The organism is Sphingomonas sp. (genome assembly GCF_036388435.1).
Taxonomy (GTDB): domain Bacteria; phylum Pseudomonadota; class Alphaproteobacteria; order Sphingomonadales; family Sphingomonadaceae; genus Sphingomonas.
In genome coordinates this window covers 25,395-43,088 of record NZ_DASVRV010000049.1, presented here as the reverse complement: position 1 = coordinate 43,088, position 17,694 = coordinate 25,395, and the positions used below count along the sequence as shown (strand labels likewise).

Sequence of the window (17,694 nt, the reverse complement as noted above, 5' to 3'; positions counted from 1 at the left end):
CGGGTGACGTTCTACGCCCGGTACGGCAAGCGCGCTTTCGACCTCGCGGCCGCCATGGGCGCGCTCGTGGCGCTATCGCCACTGCTGCTGGTCGTCGCGCCGCTGGTGGCGATCAAGCTTGGTCGGCCGGTGCTGTTCCGCCAGCGACGCACCGGGTATGCGCGGCGGCCATTCGACATCCTGAAGTTCCGCTCGATGCTCGACGCGGTCGATGCGGACGGCCACGCGCTGCCCGACGAGATGCGGCTGACCCCGTTCGGTCTGAAGCTGCGGTCGAGTTCGGTCGACGAGTTGCCCGGCCTGCTCAACATCCTGCGCGGGGAGATGAGCATCGTCGGCCCGCGGCCATTCGTCCATGTGTACGACCCGCTCTACAGCACCGACCAGGCGCGGCGGTTCGAGGCCAGGCCGGGGATCACCGGCTGGGCGCAGGTCAACGGCCGCAACGCGATCTCCTGGCCCGAAAAGTTCGCGCTCGACGTCTGGTATGTCGAGAATCGCAGCTTCACCCTGGATTTGCGGATCATCTGGATGACGGTGCGCAAGGTTTTCGGGCGACACGGCATAAACTCGTCGGATGCGGCGACGATGCTCCCCTTCCGCGGCGAGACGGCGCTCCCGGCGGGGTTCGACCCTAACCCTTCTTGAGCAGCTTCGCGGGCGGGGCGTAGACGGTCTGGCCGGACTTGATCGTGCGGTAGACAATCGATCCCGCGCCGACATTGGCCCAGTCGCCGATCCTGACGCGCGGCAGGATCGAGGAGTTCGAGCCGATGAACACGCCCTCACCGATCTGCGTGCCGCCGGTGATGTCGACATGGCCGCTGATCGTCGTGAAATCGCCGACCGCCGCGTCGTGGCCGATCCCCGAATAGCTGTTGAGCGTCACGAAATCACCCAGCACGGTATCGACGCCGGGCCCGGCATGCGTGCCGACGATCACGCCCTCGCCGAGCTTGGCCGTGGGAGAGGTGACCGCGCTGGGGTGGATCACTGTCGCGAAGCGCGCGCCGCGCGTCCGCAAGCGCTCCGCCAGGGCCTTTTTGGTTCGAGGGGCGCCGACGGCCAGCGTGAACAGGTCGCCCGGTTCGGGCCGGTAATCGTCGAGGCGACCGAGCCAGGGGACATGAGCATAATGGCCGAACGCCGCGAGCACGTCGCCCGCATCGTCGAGATAACCTCCCAGCCCGGGGAGCATCCCGGCGCGATGCGCGTCGCCGACATGGCTGACCAGCTCGCGCCCAAAGCCGCCGCCGCCGACGATGATGATCCGCTCGCTCATTGCGCCGTATAGCCCCCGTCGATCGTCATCGTCGTGCCGGTGATCCACTTGCCCGCGTCGCTCATCAGATATGCGACCGCATTGGTGATGTCGTCGGTCTCGCCGAACCCTAGCGGGTGCTTGGCGCCGACGCCCGCTATCCAGTCGGGGCCCATGCGGTCGACCTCGCGGGCGTACATCTCGGTATAGACCGCGCCGGCGATGATCGCGTTGACGCGTACGCCCTTGGGCGCGAGCTCGACTGCGGCGGAGCGGACCAGGCCGTGGACCGCGCTCTTGGCGGCCGAATAGATCATCATGCCGTTATGGCCCCGTTCGGCGGAGATGGAGGACATAAGGACGACGGACGACCGCTCGGCCATGACGTTCTTCTGCCCGGCCGCGCGCGCGATGCCGAATGCGCCGAAGACCGATGGGCCGAACGTGTCGTCCACCTGGGATTGCCTGGTCATGCGCACGGGCATGGTCAGGCTGATCCCCGCCGCGTGGAACACGCCGTGCAAGGGGCCGAAACGCTTGGCGACGTCCTTGACCAGATCGGCGGTCGCGTCGGTGTCGGCGATGGTGGCGGGGACGGAGATGTGGCCTTCGCCGCCCAGCTGCGCCATCGTCTCGGCGAGCCGGCCCTCGTCGCGCCCGCAGATCGCGACGTGTGCGCCCAGCTTGGACAAGCCGATCGCGGTCGCGCGGCCCAGGCCTGACGAGGCCCCGGTCACGAACACGCGCCGCTCGGCCAGGCAATCGGGGCGGAAGACGGTCATGGCGGGAACTCCGGGCGGGTTATTTGGCGGTATAGCCGCCATCGACCGCCATGCTGGAACCCGTGATCCAGCGCGACGCGTCGCTGAGCAGGAAAAGCGCCGCGTCGGCGATGTCGCCTGGGCTGCCGAAACCGAGCAGGTGCAGGTTCCGGTAGTTGGCGACCAGCGTCTCATCAACCGACCCGACGAAATCATTATGCATCTGCGTCTCAACCGCGCCCGAGATGATCGAATTGGCGCGAATGCCGCGCGCCGCCAGCTCGGTCGCCAGCGCGCGCACCATGCCATCGACCGCGCCCTTGGCGGCGGAATAGGCGACCATGCCCTGGCGTCCGCGCAAGGAGGACACCGACGACATGAACACCACCGATCCCCCGTCCGCGATCACGCCCTTCTTGGCGGCCGCGCGCGCGACGCCGAACGCCCCGCGGAAGCCCGCCCCGAATACCTCGTCGAGATGGCGATTCTTGGTCAGCTTGGCCGGAAGAACCAGCGACGATCCCGCCGAATGGAAGACGCCGTGCAGGGGACCACCCGCCTTGGCGATCTCGCTCACCAGATCGGCGGTCGCGTCCGCATCCGTCAGGTCGCCCGTGCGGACCTGGTGATCACCCGGCGCGAGCCGGTCGGCGGTGACGGCCAGCCTCGCCTCGTCGCGCCCCATCACGACCAAGGTCGCTCCGTGCGCCGCCAGTCGGATCGCGGTCGCCTGACCGATGCCCGACGACGCGCCGGTGACGAGGATGCGCTTGCCCCGAAGGGCGTCGGGCGAGAAGGTCACAGGATGATGTGATCGACGACGTCGAGCGGACCCAACTCGATCGAGGCGGACGCCCAGGAAAAACCGACGCCGAAGCCGAACATCCCGACCTTGCGACGGCCCGATCGGAGCAGGTCGGCGGCGTCGGTGGTCATCAGCAGCGGGATCGTCGCCGAGCTGGTGTTGCCGAACCGGTCCATGTTGATCGGCACCTTCTCCTTGGGGAGCTTGGCCTTTTTGGCGAGGTGGTTGATCATGAAGGTGTTGGCCTGGTGAAGCAGGAAGGTGTCATATGCCTCCACGCTCTCGCCCGCCCATTCGATCGTCTCGCGGATGAGGGGCGGGACCGATTTCAAGGTAAAATTGAAGATCTCGCCGCCGTCCATGTAGAGCGCGTCGAGGTCGCGGCCCTCCAGCTTGCCCACCGCCTCGGGATTGCGCTGGCGGCTGCGGGGGATCATCAGATGCTCCGCCCCGCGCCCGTCGCTGCCGAGCACGAAGAAGGCAGGATCCAGGCCTTCGCCGCTCCACTCGATCGCGGTCACGGTGCCGGCGTCACCGAACAGCATCGCGGTGGAGCGGTCGTTGGGGTCGATGCAGCGCGTCGAGATGTCGCCGACCATGACCAGCATGCGCTTGGCCGCGCCCGTCTGGACGGTCATCATCGCCTGCCACAGGCCATAAGGGTAGCCCGAGCAGCCGAGACTTACGTCATAACCGATGATGCCGGGGCGCAGGCCCATCCGCCCCTGGACGATGCAGGCGGTCGCGGGGAGCAGCAGGTCGGGCGATTGCGACACGAAGATGATGCCGTCGACGCTGTCGCGCTCCCAGCCGAGCTTGGCTAGGAGGTGCTCCGCCGCCTTCTCGCACATGTCGGAGGTGGCGACGCCGTCCTCGGCATAGTGGCGTTGCTGGACCCCGGTCATCTTGGTGACCTCGGCCGCGCCGGCGCCGAAACGCTTCTCGAATTCCGTATTGTCGACGATGCGGGGAGGGACGCAGGAAACCACGCCTGCGATCCGGGCCCCGGACGTCCGCGCCCTCATCCCCACATTCACCCGACTTACTCCCCGCGCTCGGCGGCGATCAGCTTTTCGATGTCGCCCACCGTCTTGCAATCGCCCAGCGCGTTAGGGTGGACGGTGACGTCGTACACATCGTCGATCAACGCGATCGTCGATACCACCGCCAGCGAGTCCCAGCTGCCGTCCTCGAGTTCGAGCTCGGGGATGATCTGGTCTACCTCGACTTCGAGGATCTCCGCTAGGCCTTCATAGAATTCGCTCATGGAAACTCCGTTGATTACAGGGTGATCGATGCCGCGGCCCAGGACAAGCCGACCCCGAAACCGATCAGCATGATCCGCCCCGGCGCCGTTAGCCGACCCTGTTCGAACAAGCTAGCCAGCACGAAGGGGATCGTCGACGACACGGTATTGCCGATGTCCTCATAGCGGCGCGGGACCTTGTCGTCGGCCAGGCCCAGCTTCTTCTGCAGCGCGTCGAGCATGAACTTGTTCGCCTGATGAAGCACCACCTGGTCCCAGTCGGCGGGTTCCGTCGCGGTCCGGGCGAGCAGCGCCCGGTAGGCCCGGGGCACCTCGCGCAACGTGAACGACATCACCGCCGCGCCGTCCATGAACAGGTGGCCGCGTGTGCGGACATTGCCCGACCGATCCTCGGTCTCGATACACGTGTCGGCGCTCGCGGGCAGGCGGAAGCCGCCGGCTTCGACCATCAGCCGGTCGCCGCCGCGCCCGTCCGTGCCGAAGACGAACGGGCCGATACCCGCGGAGCCCGCCGGGTCGGCGACGACCAAAGTCGCGGCGGCGCCATCCCCGAACAAGGTCCGCACACTCCTGTCGCCTTGATGGATGTATTTGGAATAGGTGTCGGCGGTGACCAGGAGCACCGTGCCCGCCGCGCCGCTTGCGATCAGCCCAGCCGCCAGGGACAGCCCGTAGACGAACCCCGAGCATCCCAGATTGATGTCGAGCGCGCCGATATGCGTCGGCAGTCCGAGCCGCTCCTGCATCAGGCAGGCCGATGTCGGCAAGATGTGGTCACCCGCCTGGGTGCAGAAGATCAGGAAGTCGACGGCCCGGCCCGGTTCGCGGGCCAGCAACTTGCGGGCCGCCTCGACGCCCAAGTCGAGCGCGGTCTCGCCCTTTGCCGCGATCCGGCGTTCCCGGATACCCGTCTTGTCCAGGATCTTGTCGACCGACCAGCCGGGAAATTGCGCGGCGAGCGCTTCGTTGGTCAGGACGTGCTCGGGAACATGCGTCGCGATCGCCGCGATCCGCGCGGGCACGCTTCCCTGGTCCCTAGCTTGCCTGTGCGCGCCCTGCTGCATCGCGCGGGGCCTATACCGGAACCCGTTGCACGGCCAAGGCGAATAATGGTTTCCGGCGGCATCCTAGGGCGGTAGACGGCCGCCATGAGCAGCAAGGATGGCGCCCCCACCCGCCGCGCGTTTCTGGCGGGCACCGGTGCGGCGATCGGCGCGACCGCCGCGACGGCCTCCACTGCGCGGCCCCAGGGTGAGACGCACGGTGCCGGTGGCATCGACGGTCGCCGGACGGATGAAGGCGACGATTTCACGCCGGCGCTGAAACGCGCCTATCGCACGGCGGCATCGCCGCCCGTGTCGCCGCCGGGCAGGCCAGGCTGGGGCATGGACGTGATCAACCTGCCGCGCGGGAGCTTGCGGCTGCGTACCCGAGTGGAATGGGGTGGGTCGTTATTGGGGTTCGGCATGGTCGGACGCGCCAATTACGCCTCCACGCTGGCGGTCGACATCGACCAGGGCGCCGCGATCCCGCTGCAAACCTATGTCGGGGTGCGGTTCCAGGACTTCTTCCTGCGCAACCTGTCACCCAGAGCGGGCACCAGCGTCGCGTTCGACCTGACCGGCACCGGCGGTGGCGCGGAACTGACGATCAAGCGCGTGTTGATCGAGGGTTTCGACACCGCGATCCGGGTGAACGGCGAGCGCTCGAATCCGGGCAATTGCGACAAGACGCTGGTGGAACAGGTGCAATTCCACACCAATACCGGCTTCGACAATACCCGCAACAAGCAGGCGATCGGCTGGACGTTCCTGAACTGCGCCAGCGGGTGCGGGGAAACGGTCTTTCGTCTGGGCGGCGCGGGCGAGGTCGCGGTGCTGAACCATGTGGGCGACATATATGGATCGCTCATTCAGTTGCCCGAAGGATCCGGGAATGCCGGAAGCGGCAATTATGTCGGATGCCGCGCCACCGTGATGAGCAGCAAGCTGGAATATCACGGGCAGGGTGCCCGGATGCTGCTGGATGCGCGAGCCTCCCTGCTCCCGACGGACGGTGGGGGGAGCAACGCCGACATCGTGTTCCGCGACGTCTCGATCGCGTCGGGTCCGGCGCAACCCGATCCGGCCACGCACGTCGTCATGCAGGTCGGCGACGGGCGTCGCGGCGCCGATGCGGTACGGGTGCGCCAGGATGGCGGCTGGGTGGAGGGCGTGATCCGCCACGCCAGTGCGCATCCCGGTCCGAACAACCGGCGCTGGTCCTTTCACGACGCGATCCGCGCGCCGGACCCGGCGCGGGTGCGGCTGGAGGGAGCGGGCAATCATCCGTTGATGGAATGGCGCCGCAACGAGAATGTGCCGGTCGATCAATACCGCGGGGGCGAAGCCTTTACGGGATCGATCGACGCGCAAAAGGCGTTTTTGTGGCGGCATGATGGACGAACGCTGATCAACACAGGGATCGCGAACGCCGATCATGGCGGTCGGCGCGGCGCGCAGTTCACGATCGGGGGCTTCCCGCCGCGCATGACGGTCACCGGGCTGGCGGTGTTCATCAACGAGAATCGGGCTGGCACCGACACGCTGGTCGAATGGTTCGCCGACCGCGGATTCGCGGTTCCTGTGGCGCGGGCGCTGATCGCCGGCAACCGGCGCGGGCTGCAGGCGGTGGTAATGAACGATCCGGGCAAGTGGCAGACGCTGTCGGCGGGCGAGCTATATGTCAGGATCACCAAGCCCATGGCGGGCGACAGCGGCACCGAAGGCGCGCTGGTACTGTTCTATTTTCCCTATATGGGCGCCTGACGGCGGGACGGCATCGGTTTACTTGGCTGGCCGAAAAGCTATTCGCGCCGATCGATCAAAGGGCGTAAGCGGCAGCATGAACGCTGGAAACAGGGCCGTGGGTCCGGATATGGATGGGATCCGGGCGCTGACGGCGCCGGTCGGATCGCGGACGACGGAGACGGCGCACGTCGGTGACGCGGTCGTGTTTGTCGTGAGCCTTGGTATGTTCGTCCTGAGCGCGTTGCTCGACGTCGGCAATGATTATGTCGGATGGACGGTGTTGACGCTGACGCTGCTGCTCGGCTTTCACGATGCCGGTCGCTCCAGCCTGGGCACGGTCATCCTGTTCACCGGCGTGACGCTGTTCGCCATCCCGTATCTCTCTTTGATCTACGTCGATGCCCAGGTGCAGGTGGCGTGGTTCGCGGGCTTCATCATCGTCGCCAAGGCGATGTTTCTGTTCGGCGATTCGAACCGTGCCGCGGCGATGCCGGCCCCCAGCAGCCTGAACCTGCCGATCATCGCGGTCGCCCTTGGCGCCGGCCTGCTATTCTGGTCCGATCAGGGCATCCTGCAGATCAGCTTCTATGCGGGCTGGGCGATCGCGATGGTGCATCTGGACCGGCTTCACGCGTCGACCACGTCCGCGGTCTGGCGGCTGGCGGGTGTGGGCCTGTTCGTGCTGTCGATCGGCGGGTACATGCTGTTCTTCTGGGGCGGCTATGGCCGGATCATCTTCATATCGTTCATGCTGGCGCCGCTGCTGCTGACGGTTCGCTACGGTACGGTACGGTTCAACGTCTTCCTATTCGTGGGAGTCATCGCCCTTTTGCCGTTCGTCGGGCGCGTGCTTCGGTTCGGCTGGAGCGACGGGCTGGCGGGTCTTTCCGAGGATTCCGGTGCGTCGCCGATCACCTTGACGAGCGCCCTATGGGTCAACAGCTCGTCCGTCATCAACCCGGGATCGATCCTCGAACAGTGGACGCTTCTGTTCCTGGGCTGGGTTCCGCGCGAGATCTGGGCGGGCAAGCCGCTGGGCATCAACAGCTCGTTCGTCGACCTGTTTCTCGGGCGGCAGGGGGTCAGCATGGAGCATTCGACGGCGATCGGCTATTTCGGGGAACACCTTTTTTACCTCCCGACCTTCTGGTGGGTTTCCGCCGCGCTGCTGACCGCCGTCATCATCGTGCTGCGACGGCTGCTCGCGCGTTATTGTGCGCCGTTCATTTCGCCGGTGATCGTCCTCGACGTGTGGCTGATCACGCTTTTTTGGGGGGGCATGGCGTCGTTCGCGGCACGCGCCTGGTTCGCGCTGCTGCCCATGCTCGCTTATGTCGTGGTGCTCAAGCGGCTGACGACGGCCAGCAATCGGGCCGCCGCGACGGCGCTGGCCGCCCGCTGAGCTCGTCTTGACGACCCCGGTGGAGGACAGGCCTTCCGGGCCGAGCGGTCTGTCGGCTCCGCTGGGCGGGCGGCGTTCGCTGATGGGCGATACGGGCTATGTGCTGCTCGTGCAGTTCTTCTCGCGCGGTTCACTCAACCTGCTGACCATCTTTGCCGCGAACGTGCTCACCGTGGCGCAGTTCTCCAGCTATAACTATTTCGTGATCACCGCCACGTTGCTGTCCGTGTACATGGCCGCCGGGTTGCCGATCGCGATCACCAAGGCGGTTTCGGAACGCGACCGGTCGCCACGGCGGACCGCCGATGCCCTGGTCGCGGCGGCCGCGCTGTTTGCAGGAACCAGCGCGGTTTTCCTGCTCACCGCGCCGCTATACTGGCCCCTGCTCGATGCGGGCGAGATCCAGGTCTCACGGGGCGCGGTGCTCCTTGGAGCATTGTGCATGGCCTTTTACGCGCTGACGATCGCCGGGATGCAGGGGCTGCGCGCCTTTCGCCAATCGGTGGCGCCGGTCTGCGCGGGGGCGGCGATCCTCGCCGTGATGGCGGCGACGCAATGGGCGTATCCCGCCGGCCAGTCGCTTCTCTGGGGGGTGATCCTGTTCAACCTCGTCCCCGCGGTCCTGTTCCTACGATTTCTCCGCCGGGCCGCACTGGTGCCGCGCCGGGCCGCGTCGCGGTGGCCGACGCGGGCGACGGCGCACCACGTCCTCGCGTCCGCGCTGCCGACGCTGGGATCGGCGCTGGTCTTCAACACGGTCAGCTGGCTCACCGCGCGCACGCTGTTCGAGCATCAGCGCGCCCCGACCGAATTCGGGCAGTTCGTCGCCGGCATGCAATGGTATGCCCTGGCGCTGTTCGTTCCGCTCGCCTTTGCGCAGGCGATATTCCCACGCCTGGTGGAGCGGTCGCACGGCGGGACCTTGTCGTCGAAGATGGTCCTGGGGCCGGCCGCCCTCAGCTTCGCGGCTCTCGTGGTCGGCGGCGCCGTCGCGGCGCCGTTCGCGCCGGCGCTGACCTGGCTCTATGGTTCGAGCTACCGGTTCTCGGCCGCGTTCGTCTTCACCGTGATGCTGGCCGCGGCGGTTTCGGGGGCGACCAATCTGCTCGGTCAATCGATCGTGGCGTGGCGGGGCGCGGGCACCTGGTTTCTGGCCAACCTGGTGCTGCTCGGCGGAAGCGTGGCGTTGCTGACGATGCGGGCGCCCCGGACGGCGCAGGAGGCGATGTCGATAACGCTCGTCGCGCAGACCGCGATGGTGATCACGGCCGTGCTGATCATCCGGCAGGCGCAGCGGCGTGGCTGACCGCGCCTGCGCCCGGATGTTCGCGGTCATGACCGGCGCGCGCGGGCCCGCCGGTCATGACCGTGCTCACCTGACGCTGCTTGTGTTGTTGGTGCTGGTCGGCGCCGGACTGCTGACATCGCCCGGGATCATCGTCCGATACTACATTCGTGACTTCATGTTCGTGCTCGACTCACTGTGGCGGATGCGTGCGGGGCAGGTTCCCCATCTCGATTTCCCCAGCGCTATCGGCCAGGCTTTCTACTGGCCCTATGCGTTGATCGGCGGCGTGACCGGCGGCACGATGTTCGACGTCCTGCGCGCCAATCTTCTGGTGGGCGGGTTCGCATTGGCGCTGTCGGCGATGGTTCTGCCCCGGAGGCTCGCCCCGGTCCCCTATGTACTGGCCGCCGCGATCGTCCTGCTGACCGCGACGACCGGGCGATCGGCCGATGCCGGGGTGTTCTTCTACGACTATCTCGCACCCTATAACCGGTGGGGCTGGAGCTTCGCGATCGTTGCCACCTTGATCGTCGCGCTGCCCGAGCGGCGGCGGTCGCGGGTCGGCGGCGTGCTGGACGCGCTTTGCCTCGGCACCGCGCTGTTCCTGATGTTCCTGCTGAAGGTGTCGTTCTTCGGGCCCATGCTGGTGCTGGCGGTGGTGGCGATGGCGTTGCGCTTTCTGCGACCCGGCGTGTTCGTGGGCGCCGTCGCGACCGGGCTGGCGATGACCGCCTTGGTGGAATTGTTTTTCGGAAATCTCGGCGCCTACCTTGCCGATATCAGGATGGCGGCGGCGGTGAACGTCGACTCGGGACGCGCGGTACGCTGGGGCCGGGTGGCCTTGTCGCTGCTGCAAAGCGGGTTGTTCGGGGTCGCCGCGCTGGCGGTGATCGCCGCGCGGGCCCCGCTCCGGCCGGCAAGGGCGTGGATAGCCACATGGTGGCGGCCCGTGCTGCTGCTGGTCGCGATCCTGGTCGCGGCGGCGGCGATCCACGCCCAGAACCATCCGCGCTGGGAAGTCGCCATGCCTGCCATCGCCGTCCTCGTGGCCGCGGAACTCGCCGGACAAGGCGCCTCCGCCGGTCCGCTGCGCGGGCAAGGTTCGCGTGGCCGCCTGATCGTGGCGCTGATCGTGGCCGCCACCGTTCTGCCGCTGCCGCTGATCGACGCGGCCGCGATCGCGGCGCACAATCTGGAAGCGCGGATGGCGACCGCCTGTGCCGCTCCGGCGCTGCGGGGCACCCCGTTGGACGCACTCTTGTTTCCCCGCGGGGCCCTACTGTCGGATCCCGGCGCCCACTCGGGGGGGAGTCGCTGCGGCGAACAGCTTGCACACACTCCCGCGGAGGCTCCGAGCACCGAATTAGCCGAACAACGCCGGCTTTTCCGATTGGTCGCCGCGCTACGACACCGCGTTCGTGCAGGTGAGATGATCCTGTCGCTGGACTTCTCCAATCCTTACCCGTTCGTGTTTCGCGCGCCGTCGCCGCGCGGCTCGATGGCCTGGTGGGATTATGGGCGAACCTACTCCGATCGGCATCATCCGGCGCCGGAGGCGCTGGTCGGACAGGCCGATTACGTGATCCGGGTGGATTACGCGGTTCCCGCTCCGCCCGTGACGCCGGGCGCGGCCAATCGCCTTCGCGAGATGCTGGGGGTGCTGCCGGGCGACGAGCCCGGTTATGGCCAGCGCATGTGGGCCATTTACGGCTCGGTCGTGAAACGCGATTTCCGCCCCGTCATGGTCGATGGCGAGATCAGTATCTGGCGGCGCGTCAGGCGCGATCCGGTTGCCTCCGAGCGACCGATCTCCTAAGGGGCGACGGTCCGCGAAGGACGAACCGTATTTCCCGCCCGCGACCCGAGTTTGAGCCGCAAATTCCTATGTCGACAGTCGTTCTCCGCAACGGGCGCCGCTTCGACGCGGGCGCAGACCTGTCCATTCTCGAAGCGGCGCGCGCGCAGGATCTGGTGCTCGAACATAGTTGCCGGACCGGCCGATGCGGCGTTTGCAAGGCCGGGGTGGTGAAGGGCGAGACCCGATTGCTGCGCGACGAGGAAAGCCTGTCGACCGGAGAGCGGGCGAACGGCGTGATCCTGACCTGCTGCCGATCGGCGGCGAGCGACCTGGAACTGGACATCGTCGACCTCGGCCGAATGAAGGGAATCGTCACGCGCACCCTGCCGTGTCGGCTGGCGGCCAAGCGGACGGTGGCACCCGGCGTGATCGAGGTCACCTTGCGCCTGCCGCCGACGACGCCGATGAATTTCCTTCCCGGCCAATATGTCGACCTGATCGCCAAGGGGGTGCGTCGCAGCTATTCGATCGCCAACGCGCCACGGTCCGACGGAACGCTGGAACTCCATGTCCGGCGCTATCCGGGGGGCGTCATGTCCAACCACCTGTTCGATCACGCCATGGATGGCGAGTTGATGCGGCTGCAGGGACCGCTGGGCACTTTTTTCCGCCGCGAGGAGCGGACCGGTCCCATGCTGTTCCTGGCGACGGGAACGGGGATTGCGCCGGTCAAGGCGCTTTTGGAGGAGATCGCCGCCGATCCCTCCGCAACGGCGGGTCGCCCGATCGCGGTCTATTGGGGCAATCGCGAGCCCGAGGACGTCTACTGGCAGCCGCCGGAGTCGGCGGGCGTGCGCGTTGTTCCCGTCCTCTCGCGCGCGCTGCCCGATTATGCCGGCCGGCGCGGTTATGTTCAGGACGCGTTGCTCGCGGATTGGCCCGATCTGCGCGGGGCGGAGGTCTATGCCTGCGGGTCGCAGGCCATGATCCAAGCCGCGGAGAAGCCGCTGGTCGACGCCGGACTGGACCCGCATGCCTTTCACTATGACGCATTCGTCTCTTCGGACTGATTGGATTTACATGAAAGCAGTAATTCTGGCGGGCGGGCTCGGTACGCGCTTCAGCGAGGAAACATCGGCACGGCCCAAGCCGATGATCGAGATCGGCGGGCGTCCCATCCTGTGGCATATCATGAAGATCTATGCCGCGCATGGGATCCACGATTTCGTGATCTGCTGCGGTTACAAGGGCTATGTGATCAAGGAGTATTTCGCCAACTACTTCCTGCACATGTCCGATGTGACCTTCAACATGGCCGAGAACCGCATGGAAGTTCACCAGCGTCGCGCCGAGCCGTGGAACGTGTCGCTGATCGATACGGGTGATAGCTCGATGACCGGGGGCCGGCTGAAACGCGTGGCCGAGTACGTCAAGGACGAAGAGCTGTTCTGCCTGACCTATGGCGACGGCGTGGGAAATGTCGACATCGCCGCGACCGTCGATTTTCATCGTCGCCACGGAAAGCTCGCGACCCTGACCGCGGCGACACCGCCGGGGCGCTTCGGCGCCCTCGACATCCGGGATGGCCAGGTCACGCGTTTCCTGGAAAAGCCCAAGGGCGACGGCGCTTCGATCAATGCGGGCTTCTTCGTTCTGTCGCCGAAGGTGCTCGACTATATCGAGGACGATTCGACGGTGTGGGAGCAGGAGCCGCTTCGCAATCTATCCGACGACGGCGAACTGATGGCGTTCCAGCATCCGGGTTTCTGGGAGCCGATGGACACGTTGCGCGACAAGCAGAATCTCGAAAGCCTGTGGGCGGACGGATCGGCGCCGTGGAAAATCTGGCAGTGAGCGCCGACGCGCTATTCTGGAGCGGCAAGCGGGTATTCCTGACCGGTCACACCGGCTTCAAAGGCAGTTGGCTGTCGCTCTGGCTCCAGCGCATGGGCGCGGTGGTGAAGGGTTTCGCGCTACCCGCCGACACGGTGCCCGATCTGTTCACGACCGCCGGAGTCGCGGCGGGCATGGAGTCCGACCTGGGCGACATCCGCGATCTGGAGGCGGTGCGCGGGAGCATGGCGGCCTTTCGCCCGGAGATCGTCATCCACATGGCGGCCCAGCCGCTCGTCAGGCTTTCCTATCGCGACCCCGTGGGCACCTATGCCACGAACGTGATGGGCACGGTGCACGTGCTGGAGGCCGCACGGGAGATCGAGGGCGTTCGCGCGCTGGTCGCCGTCACCACCGACAAATGTTATGAGAACAGGGAATGGCCCTGGGGCTATCGCGAGGACGAGCCCATGGGTGGGCATGATCCGTACAGCAACAGCAAGGGGTGCGCCGAACTGGTCGCGTCGGCCTATCGGCGCTCCTTCTTCGATGGCCCGGATCGTCCGGCGCTGGCGACCGCGCGCGCTGGCAATGTGATCGGGGGAGGCGATTGGGCGGAGGACCGTCTGATCCCCGACATCCTGCGCGCGTTCGAGAAGGGCGAACCCGTCGCGGTCCGCAATCCGCTGTCCACGCGGCCCTGGCAGCATGTGCTGGAGCCGTTGTCGGGCTATCTCGCGCTCGCCGAACGGCTTTATGTCGACGGTCAGAGCTTCGCGGAGGGCTGGAATTTCGGTCCACGCGACGAGGACGCGCAGCCGGTGGGATGGATCGTCGGCCGGATGATCCGCCACTGGGGCGGCGATGCGCGCTGGGTGCACGACAAGGGCTTCCACCCGCATGAAGCGCGTTATCTGAAGCTCGACATCTCCAAGGCGCGCGAGCGCCTCGACTGGCGCCCCCGCTGGACTCTCGACGAGGCGCTCGGGCGGATCGTCCGGTGGCACAAGGCATGGATGGGTCGCGAGGAGATGCAAGCGCATTGCATGGCCGAAATTGACGCGTATAGAGCCGCCCGGCCCGACACGGCGTCGTCACTCCCGCAAGAATATGGAATAGCTCAATGACCGCCGAGGCACTTCGTCAGCAGATCGCCGAGCTGGTCGGGCAATATGCCGAAACCGCGCTCGCGCCCAAGCCGTTCGTCGGCGGCGAGAGCGTGATCCCGCCGTCCGGCAAGGTGATCGGCGCGCGCGAATTGCAGCTGATGGTCGACGCCTCGCTCGACGGCTGGCTGACGACCGGGCGGTTCAACACCGCGTTCGAGGCGGGGCTGGGGCGGTTCTTCGGAGTGCCGCACGTGCTGACGACGACGTCCGGGTCGTCGGCCAATCTCCTGGCGCTGACGGCGCTTACCTCGCCGCGGCTCGGCGACCGCGCGCTGCGACCGGGGGACGAGGTGATCACGGTGGCGGCCGGGTTCCCGACCACCGTCAACCCGACCATCCAGAACGGCCTGGTTCCCGTGTTCGTGGACGTGGACCTTCCAACCTATAATATCGATGCGTCGTTGATCGAGGCGGCGGTGTCGGAGCGGACCGGCGCGATCATGGTCGCCCACACCCTGGGCAATCCGTTCAACCTGGCCGAGGTGCGGCGCATCGCCGACAAATACGACCTGTGGCTCGTTGAGGATTGCTGCGACGCCCTGGGAGCCACCTTCGACGGCCGGTCGGTCGGCACCTGGGGGGATGTGGGAACGCTCAGCTTCTACCCGGCTCACCATATCACGATGGGGGAGGGCGGCGCGGTGTTCACGCGCTCCGCCGAGCTGAAGACGCTGCTGGAAAGCTTCCGCGACTGGGGCCGCGACTGTTATTGCGGGCCGGGCTGCGAGAATACGTGCGGCACGCGCTTCGCGCAGCAGCACGGCTCGTTGCCCTACGGATACGACCACAAATATGTCTATTCGCATATCGGGTATAATCTGAAGATCACGGACATGCAGGCGGCCTGCGGGCTCGCCCAGCTGGAGCGGGTGGACGATTTCATCACCGCACGGCGGCGCAATTTCGGTCTGCTCCGCGATCGGCTGGCCGGGATGGAGGAGCAGTTCATCATGCCCCAGGCCACCCCGAATTCCGATCCGTCCTGGTTCGGGTTCCCGCTCACGTTGCGTGAGGGAACGGGCGTCGCGCGCGTGGACCTTCTTCGCTTCCTGGACGACAACAAGATCGGCACGCGCCTGTTGTTCGCGGGCAATCTGCTCCGGCAGCCGGCCTATCAGGGCATCGAGCACCGGGTCGTCGGCGACCTGACCAACACCGACAAGATCATGCGCGATACCTTCTGGCTCGGCGTCTATCCCGGTCTGGACGAGCGGCATTACGCGTTCATGGGCGACAAGCTGGAAGAGTTTTTCGGGCTCAACTTCTGACGAGCGGTCGCACCGACATGCCGGCGGCTCGGCGCAACCTGGTGCTCGGCGGGGGCATTGCCGGGCTTGGTGCAGCCTATGAAGCGCGCAGGCTAGGACTCGACGCCACCATCTACGAGGCGCGCGAAACACCCGGCGGCCTGCTCGAGAATTTCACGATCCACGGGTTTCGTTTCGATCAAGCGGTCCATCTCTCTTTCGCTACCGAACCGGAAGTCCGTGCGGTGTTCGATCCGACCATTCATTTCAAGCACAAGCCCGAGTCGCTCTGCTGGGATACCGGGTTGTGGTTGAAACACCCGGTGCAGACGAACCTGTATCCGTTGCCGGCCGAGGAGAAGGTGGAACTGATCGCCGGCCTCGTGGAGGTGGAGACGGGGCCGATCGACCATTATGAGGACTGGCTGGTCCAGCAATATGGCGCCCCGATCGCAAAGCGTTGGCCGTTGCCATATACCGAGAAATACTGGACGGTTCCCGCAGCTGAGCTCGGAACCGAGTGGGTGGGGCAACGCATGCGCCGGGCGGATTTGCGCGAGGTGCTGCGCGGGGCCGTGTCGCCCGATACCGCAAACCATTATTACGCCAAGGAGATGCGGTATCCCGAGCAGGGTGGGTATCGCAGCTTCCTCGATCCCCTGGTCGAAACCGCGGACATCCGCTCGGGGAAGCGCGTGGTGCGGATCGACGTGCAGGCCCGGCGAGTGCTGTTCGCCGACCATAGCGAGGCCGCGTATGACGCTCTCGTGTCCACGATTCCGCTTCCGATCGTGGTCGGGATGATATCGGATTGTCCCGAGCGCATCCGCCAGCTCGCCTCTACCCTGTTCGCGACCTCGGTCGATCTGATCTCCGTCGGGTTCAACCGGCCGGACGTGGCGCCTGCCTTGTGGTTCTACATCTATGATCGGGACATCGCTGCGGCGCGGGCCTATTCACCCGATCTGAAGTCGCCGGCCAATGTTCCACCGGGATGCAGCGCGCTTCAGTTCGAAATCTACTCGTCGACCCGTGCTCCCCAGCGCCTGTCCCCCGCGGAGCAGAAGGAGAACACCGTGCGGGGAATCGAGAAGATGGGCTTGGCTACTGCCCAGGATATCGTGGTTCTCGACCATCGCAGGTTGCCCTTCGGCAATGTAGTCTTTGACCGGGGGATGGAAGATCGGCGCGACGAGGTCCGTGCCTGGGTGGAGAGTCAAGGCGTGCACTGCGCCGGCCGCTTCGGCGAATGGAAGTATCTGTGGAGCAACCAGGCGATGCTCAGCGGTATCGCGGCGGCGAGGCTGGCCTTCGGCTAGGACTTCAGGTGAGCCAGATACGTCTGGTGCAGCCCGCGGACTAGCCCGTCGGCAAGGTCGATCGACGGGTCGGCAATGCCGCGATCGGCAAAGCCCTGGATAAGCTCGGCGACCTTGCCGACCGTAGCGATGTAGCTGGGCTCTACCCGGTGAAAAGTGATCGCCGGCGCGGGCGAGTCGATCCAGTCGAGAAACGCCCGCACCACATCGTCCAGGTGGACGAGCGTCAGCGGCGCGTGCGGTGCCCGTACCGAGGGCGGTCGACCATGCGCGATCTCATGGCAGAACGTCGCCACCGCCGAGTTGTAATAGGGTCTGGACCATGCGCCGAAGAAGCTCGGCAACCGGAAGATGGCGAGCGGGGCGCCGGTTCGCTCCGCGAGCCGGATCAGGACATCCTCCGCCACGCGCTTGGTCCGCCCATAAGGCGTCGTCTCGGTCGCCCGGATGGATGAGGCGAACGCCAGGGGCGTCGCGCGTCCGCCTTGTTCGACGAGATCGGCCAGCTGCTCGGTCACGCCGACATTCCCGGAGGCGAACTCGATCGGATCGGACGGCCGCGTCACGCCCGCCAGATGGATGATGCGATCGGCCGATATGATGGCATCGCGACGGTCCTCGTCGCTCGAAGCCCGGCCGATCGGTATAACGCGCGTTCCCGGACGAAATGCCAGACGCGCGGCGAGCGCGCCGCCCAGCAGCCCAGTGGCGCCGGTTATCGTGATGATTTGGTCGGGCATGAGGGTGCCCGACTG

General features: G+C 66.4%; 17 protein-coding genes. 10 read left to right on the top strand and 7 right to left on the bottom strand.

Annotated elements, in window-relative coordinates; all coding sequences use genetic code 11:
* Nucleotides 1-3: 3 nt before the first annotated feature.
* Nucleotides 4-648 carry a sugar transferase gene (locus VF592_RS12310; protein ID WP_331005927.1) on the top strand — a complete coding sequence of 215 codons (645 nt, stop codon included), beginning with the start codon at nt 4-6 and terminating at the stop codon, nt 646-648.
* Here the strand turns inward: VF592_RS12310 and VF592_RS12305 are convergent.
* From VF592_RS12305 to VF592_RS12280, 6 genes are read right to left on the bottom strand one after another with little or no spacing between them, the layout of a single operon-like run.
* Entirely contained in the window at nt 635-1,282 is a 648-nt protein-coding gene (locus VF592_RS12305) for a NeuD/PglB/VioB family sugar acetyltransferase (RefSeq protein WP_331005926.1), read from the bottom strand. The two genes, VF592_RS12310 and VF592_RS12305, sit on opposite strands and share 14 nt — an antisense overlap.
* Nucleotides 1,279-2,043, bottom strand: a complete 765-nt coding sequence (locus VF592_RS12300; protein WP_331005925.1) for an SDR family oxidoreductase — start codon at nt 2,041-2,043, stop codon at nt 1,279-1,281. Before VF592_RS12300 ends, VF592_RS12305 begins: the two co-directional genes overlap by 4 nt.
* A 19-nt stretch (nt 2,044-2,062) precedes the next feature.
* Nucleotides 2,063-2,824: an SDR family oxidoreductase gene (locus tag VF592_RS12295; RefSeq protein ID WP_331005924.1), complete on the bottom strand. Its 762-nt coding sequence runs from the start codon at nt 2,822-2,824 to the stop codon at nt 2,063-2,065.
* Entirely contained in the window at nt 2,821-3,852 is a 1,032-nt protein-coding gene (locus tag VF592_RS12290; RefSeq protein ID WP_331005923.1) for a ketoacyl-ACP synthase III, read from the bottom strand. The genes VF592_RS12295 and VF592_RS12290 overlap by 4 nt, the downstream gene beginning before the upstream one ends.
* Nucleotides 3,853-3,869: 17 nt before the next feature.
* The gene (locus VF592_RS12285) at nt 3,870-4,094 is read right to left on the bottom strand and encodes an acyl carrier protein (protein ID WP_331005922.1); all 225 of its coding nucleotides are present in this window, start codon (nt 4,092-4,094) and stop codon (nt 3,870-3,872) included.
* A 14-nt stretch (nt 4,095-4,108) separates the two neighbouring features.
* Nucleotides 4,109-5,116, bottom strand: a complete 1,008-nt coding sequence (locus VF592_RS12280) for a ketoacyl-ACP synthase III (protein ID WP_331005921.1) — start codon at nt 5,114-5,116, stop codon at nt 4,109-4,111.
* Between the two features lie 126 nt (nt 5,117-5,242).
* Here VF592_RS12280 and VF592_RS12275 point away from each other — a divergent pair, with 126 nt between their 5' ends.
* The 9 genes from VF592_RS12275 to VF592_RS12235 all read left to right on the top strand — a co-directional run bounded on the left by VF592_RS12275 (nt 5,243) and on the right by VF592_RS12235 (nt 16,939).
* Nucleotides 5,243-6,901, top strand: coding sequence for a hypothetical protein (locus tag VF592_RS12275; protein WP_331005920.1), 1,659 nt, complete (start codon nt 5,243-5,245; stop codon nt 6,899-6,901).
* A gap of 205 nt (nt 6,902-7,106) precedes the next feature.
* The gene (locus tag VF592_RS12270) at nt 7,107-8,285 is read left to right on the top strand and encodes a hypothetical protein (RefSeq protein WP_331005919.1); all 1,179 of its coding nucleotides are present in this window, start codon (nt 7,107-7,109) and stop codon (nt 8,283-8,285) included.
* Nucleotides 8,286-8,292: 7 nt separating this feature from the next.
* A complete protein-coding gene (locus tag VF592_RS12265; protein ID WP_331005918.1) occupies nt 8,293-9,591 on the top strand; it encodes a hypothetical protein in 1,299 nt (432 codons plus the stop codon).
* Entirely contained in the window at nt 9,584-11,389 is a 1,806-nt protein-coding gene (locus tag VF592_RS12260; RefSeq protein WP_331005917.1) for a hypothetical protein, read from the top strand. Before VF592_RS12265 ends, VF592_RS12260 begins: the two co-directional genes overlap by 8 nt.
* 68 nt (nt 11,390-11,457) lie before the next feature.
* Nucleotides 11,458-12,441, top strand: coding sequence for an FAD-binding oxidoreductase (locus VF592_RS12255; RefSeq protein ID WP_331005916.1), 984 nt, complete (start codon nt 11,458-11,460; stop codon nt 12,439-12,441).
* 10 nt (nt 12,442-12,451) lie between these two features.
* A complete protein-coding gene (rfbF, locus tag VF592_RS12250; RefSeq protein WP_349256365.1) occupies nt 12,452-13,225 on the top strand; it encodes a glucose-1-phosphate cytidylyltransferase in 774 nt (257 codons plus the stop codon).
* Complete coding sequence (gene rfbG, locus VF592_RS12245) at nt 13,207-14,331, top strand: CDP-glucose 4,6-dehydratase (RefSeq protein ID WP_331005914.1); 1,125 nt, start codon at nt 13,207-13,209, stop codon at nt 14,329-14,331. The genes rfbF and rfbG overlap by 19 nt, the downstream gene beginning before the upstream one ends.
* Complete coding sequence (gene rfbH / locus VF592_RS12240; RefSeq protein ID WP_331005913.1) at nt 14,328-15,641, top strand: lipopolysaccharide biosynthesis protein RfbH; 1,314 nt, start codon at nt 14,328-14,330, stop codon at nt 15,639-15,641. The genes rfbG and rfbH overlap by 4 nt, the downstream gene beginning before the upstream one ends.
* 17 nt (nt 15,642-15,658) lie before the next feature.
* Complete coding sequence (locus tag VF592_RS12235) at nt 15,659-16,939, top strand: protoporphyrinogen/coproporphyrinogen oxidase (RefSeq protein WP_331005912.1); 1,281 nt, start codon at nt 15,659-15,661, stop codon at nt 16,937-16,939.
* On the opposite strand, the gene VF592_RS12230 is transcribed toward VF592_RS12235, so the two are convergent.
* Nucleotides 16,936-17,679 carry an NAD-dependent epimerase/dehydratase family protein gene (locus VF592_RS12230; protein WP_331005911.1) on the bottom strand — a complete coding sequence of 248 codons (744 nt, stop codon included), beginning with the start codon at nt 17,677-17,679 and terminating at the stop codon, nt 16,936-16,938. The genes VF592_RS12235 and VF592_RS12230 overlap by 4 nt on opposite strands.
* Between the last annotated feature and the right edge of the window lie 15 nt (nt 17,680-17,694).

Excerpts from the sequence above, each read along its gene's own strand:
- rfbF (WP_349256365.1), top strand. The coding sequence starts at position 12,452 with ATGAAAGCAGTAATTCTGGCGGGCGGGCTCGGTACGCGCTTCAGCGAG.
- VF592_RS12275 (WP_331005920.1), top strand. The coding sequence starts at position 5,243 with ATGAGCAGCAAGGATGGCGCCCCCACCCGCCGCGCGTTTCTGGCGGGC.
- VF592_RS12290 (WP_331005923.1), bottom strand. The coding sequence starts at position 3,852 with ATGAGGGCGCGGACGTCCGGGGCCCGGATCGCAGGCGTGGTTTCCTGC.
- rfbH (WP_331005913.1), top strand. The coding sequence starts at position 14,328 with ATGACCGCCGAGGCACTTCGTCAGCAGATCGCCGAGCTGGTCGGGCAA.
- VF592_RS12270 (WP_331005919.1), top strand. The coding sequence starts at position 7,107 with ATGTTCGTCCTGAGCGCGTTGCTCGACGTCGGCAATGATTATGTCGGA.
- VF592_RS12230 (WP_331005911.1), bottom strand. The coding sequence starts at position 17,679 with ATGCCCGACCAAATCATCACGATAACCGGCGCCACTGGGCTGCTGGGC.
- VF592_RS12305 (WP_331005926.1), bottom strand. The coding sequence starts at position 1,282 with ATGAGCGAGCGGATCATCATCGTCGGCGGCGGCGGCTTTGGGCGCGAG.
- VF592_RS12300 (WP_331005925.1), bottom strand. The coding sequence starts at position 2,043 with ATGACCGTCTTCCGCCCCGATTGCCTGGCCGAGCGGCGCGTGTTCGTG.
- VF592_RS12235 (WP_331005912.1), top strand. The coding sequence starts at position 15,659 with ATGCCGGCGGCTCGGCGCAACCTGGTGCTCGGCGGGGGCATTGCCGGG.
- VF592_RS12285 (WP_331005922.1), bottom strand. The coding sequence starts at position 4,094 with ATGAGCGAATTCTATGAAGGCCTAGCGGAGATCCTCGAAGTCGAGGTA.
- VF592_RS12255 (WP_331005916.1), top strand. The coding sequence starts at position 11,458 with ATGTCGACAGTCGTTCTCCGCAACGGGCGCCGCTTCGACGCGGGCGCA.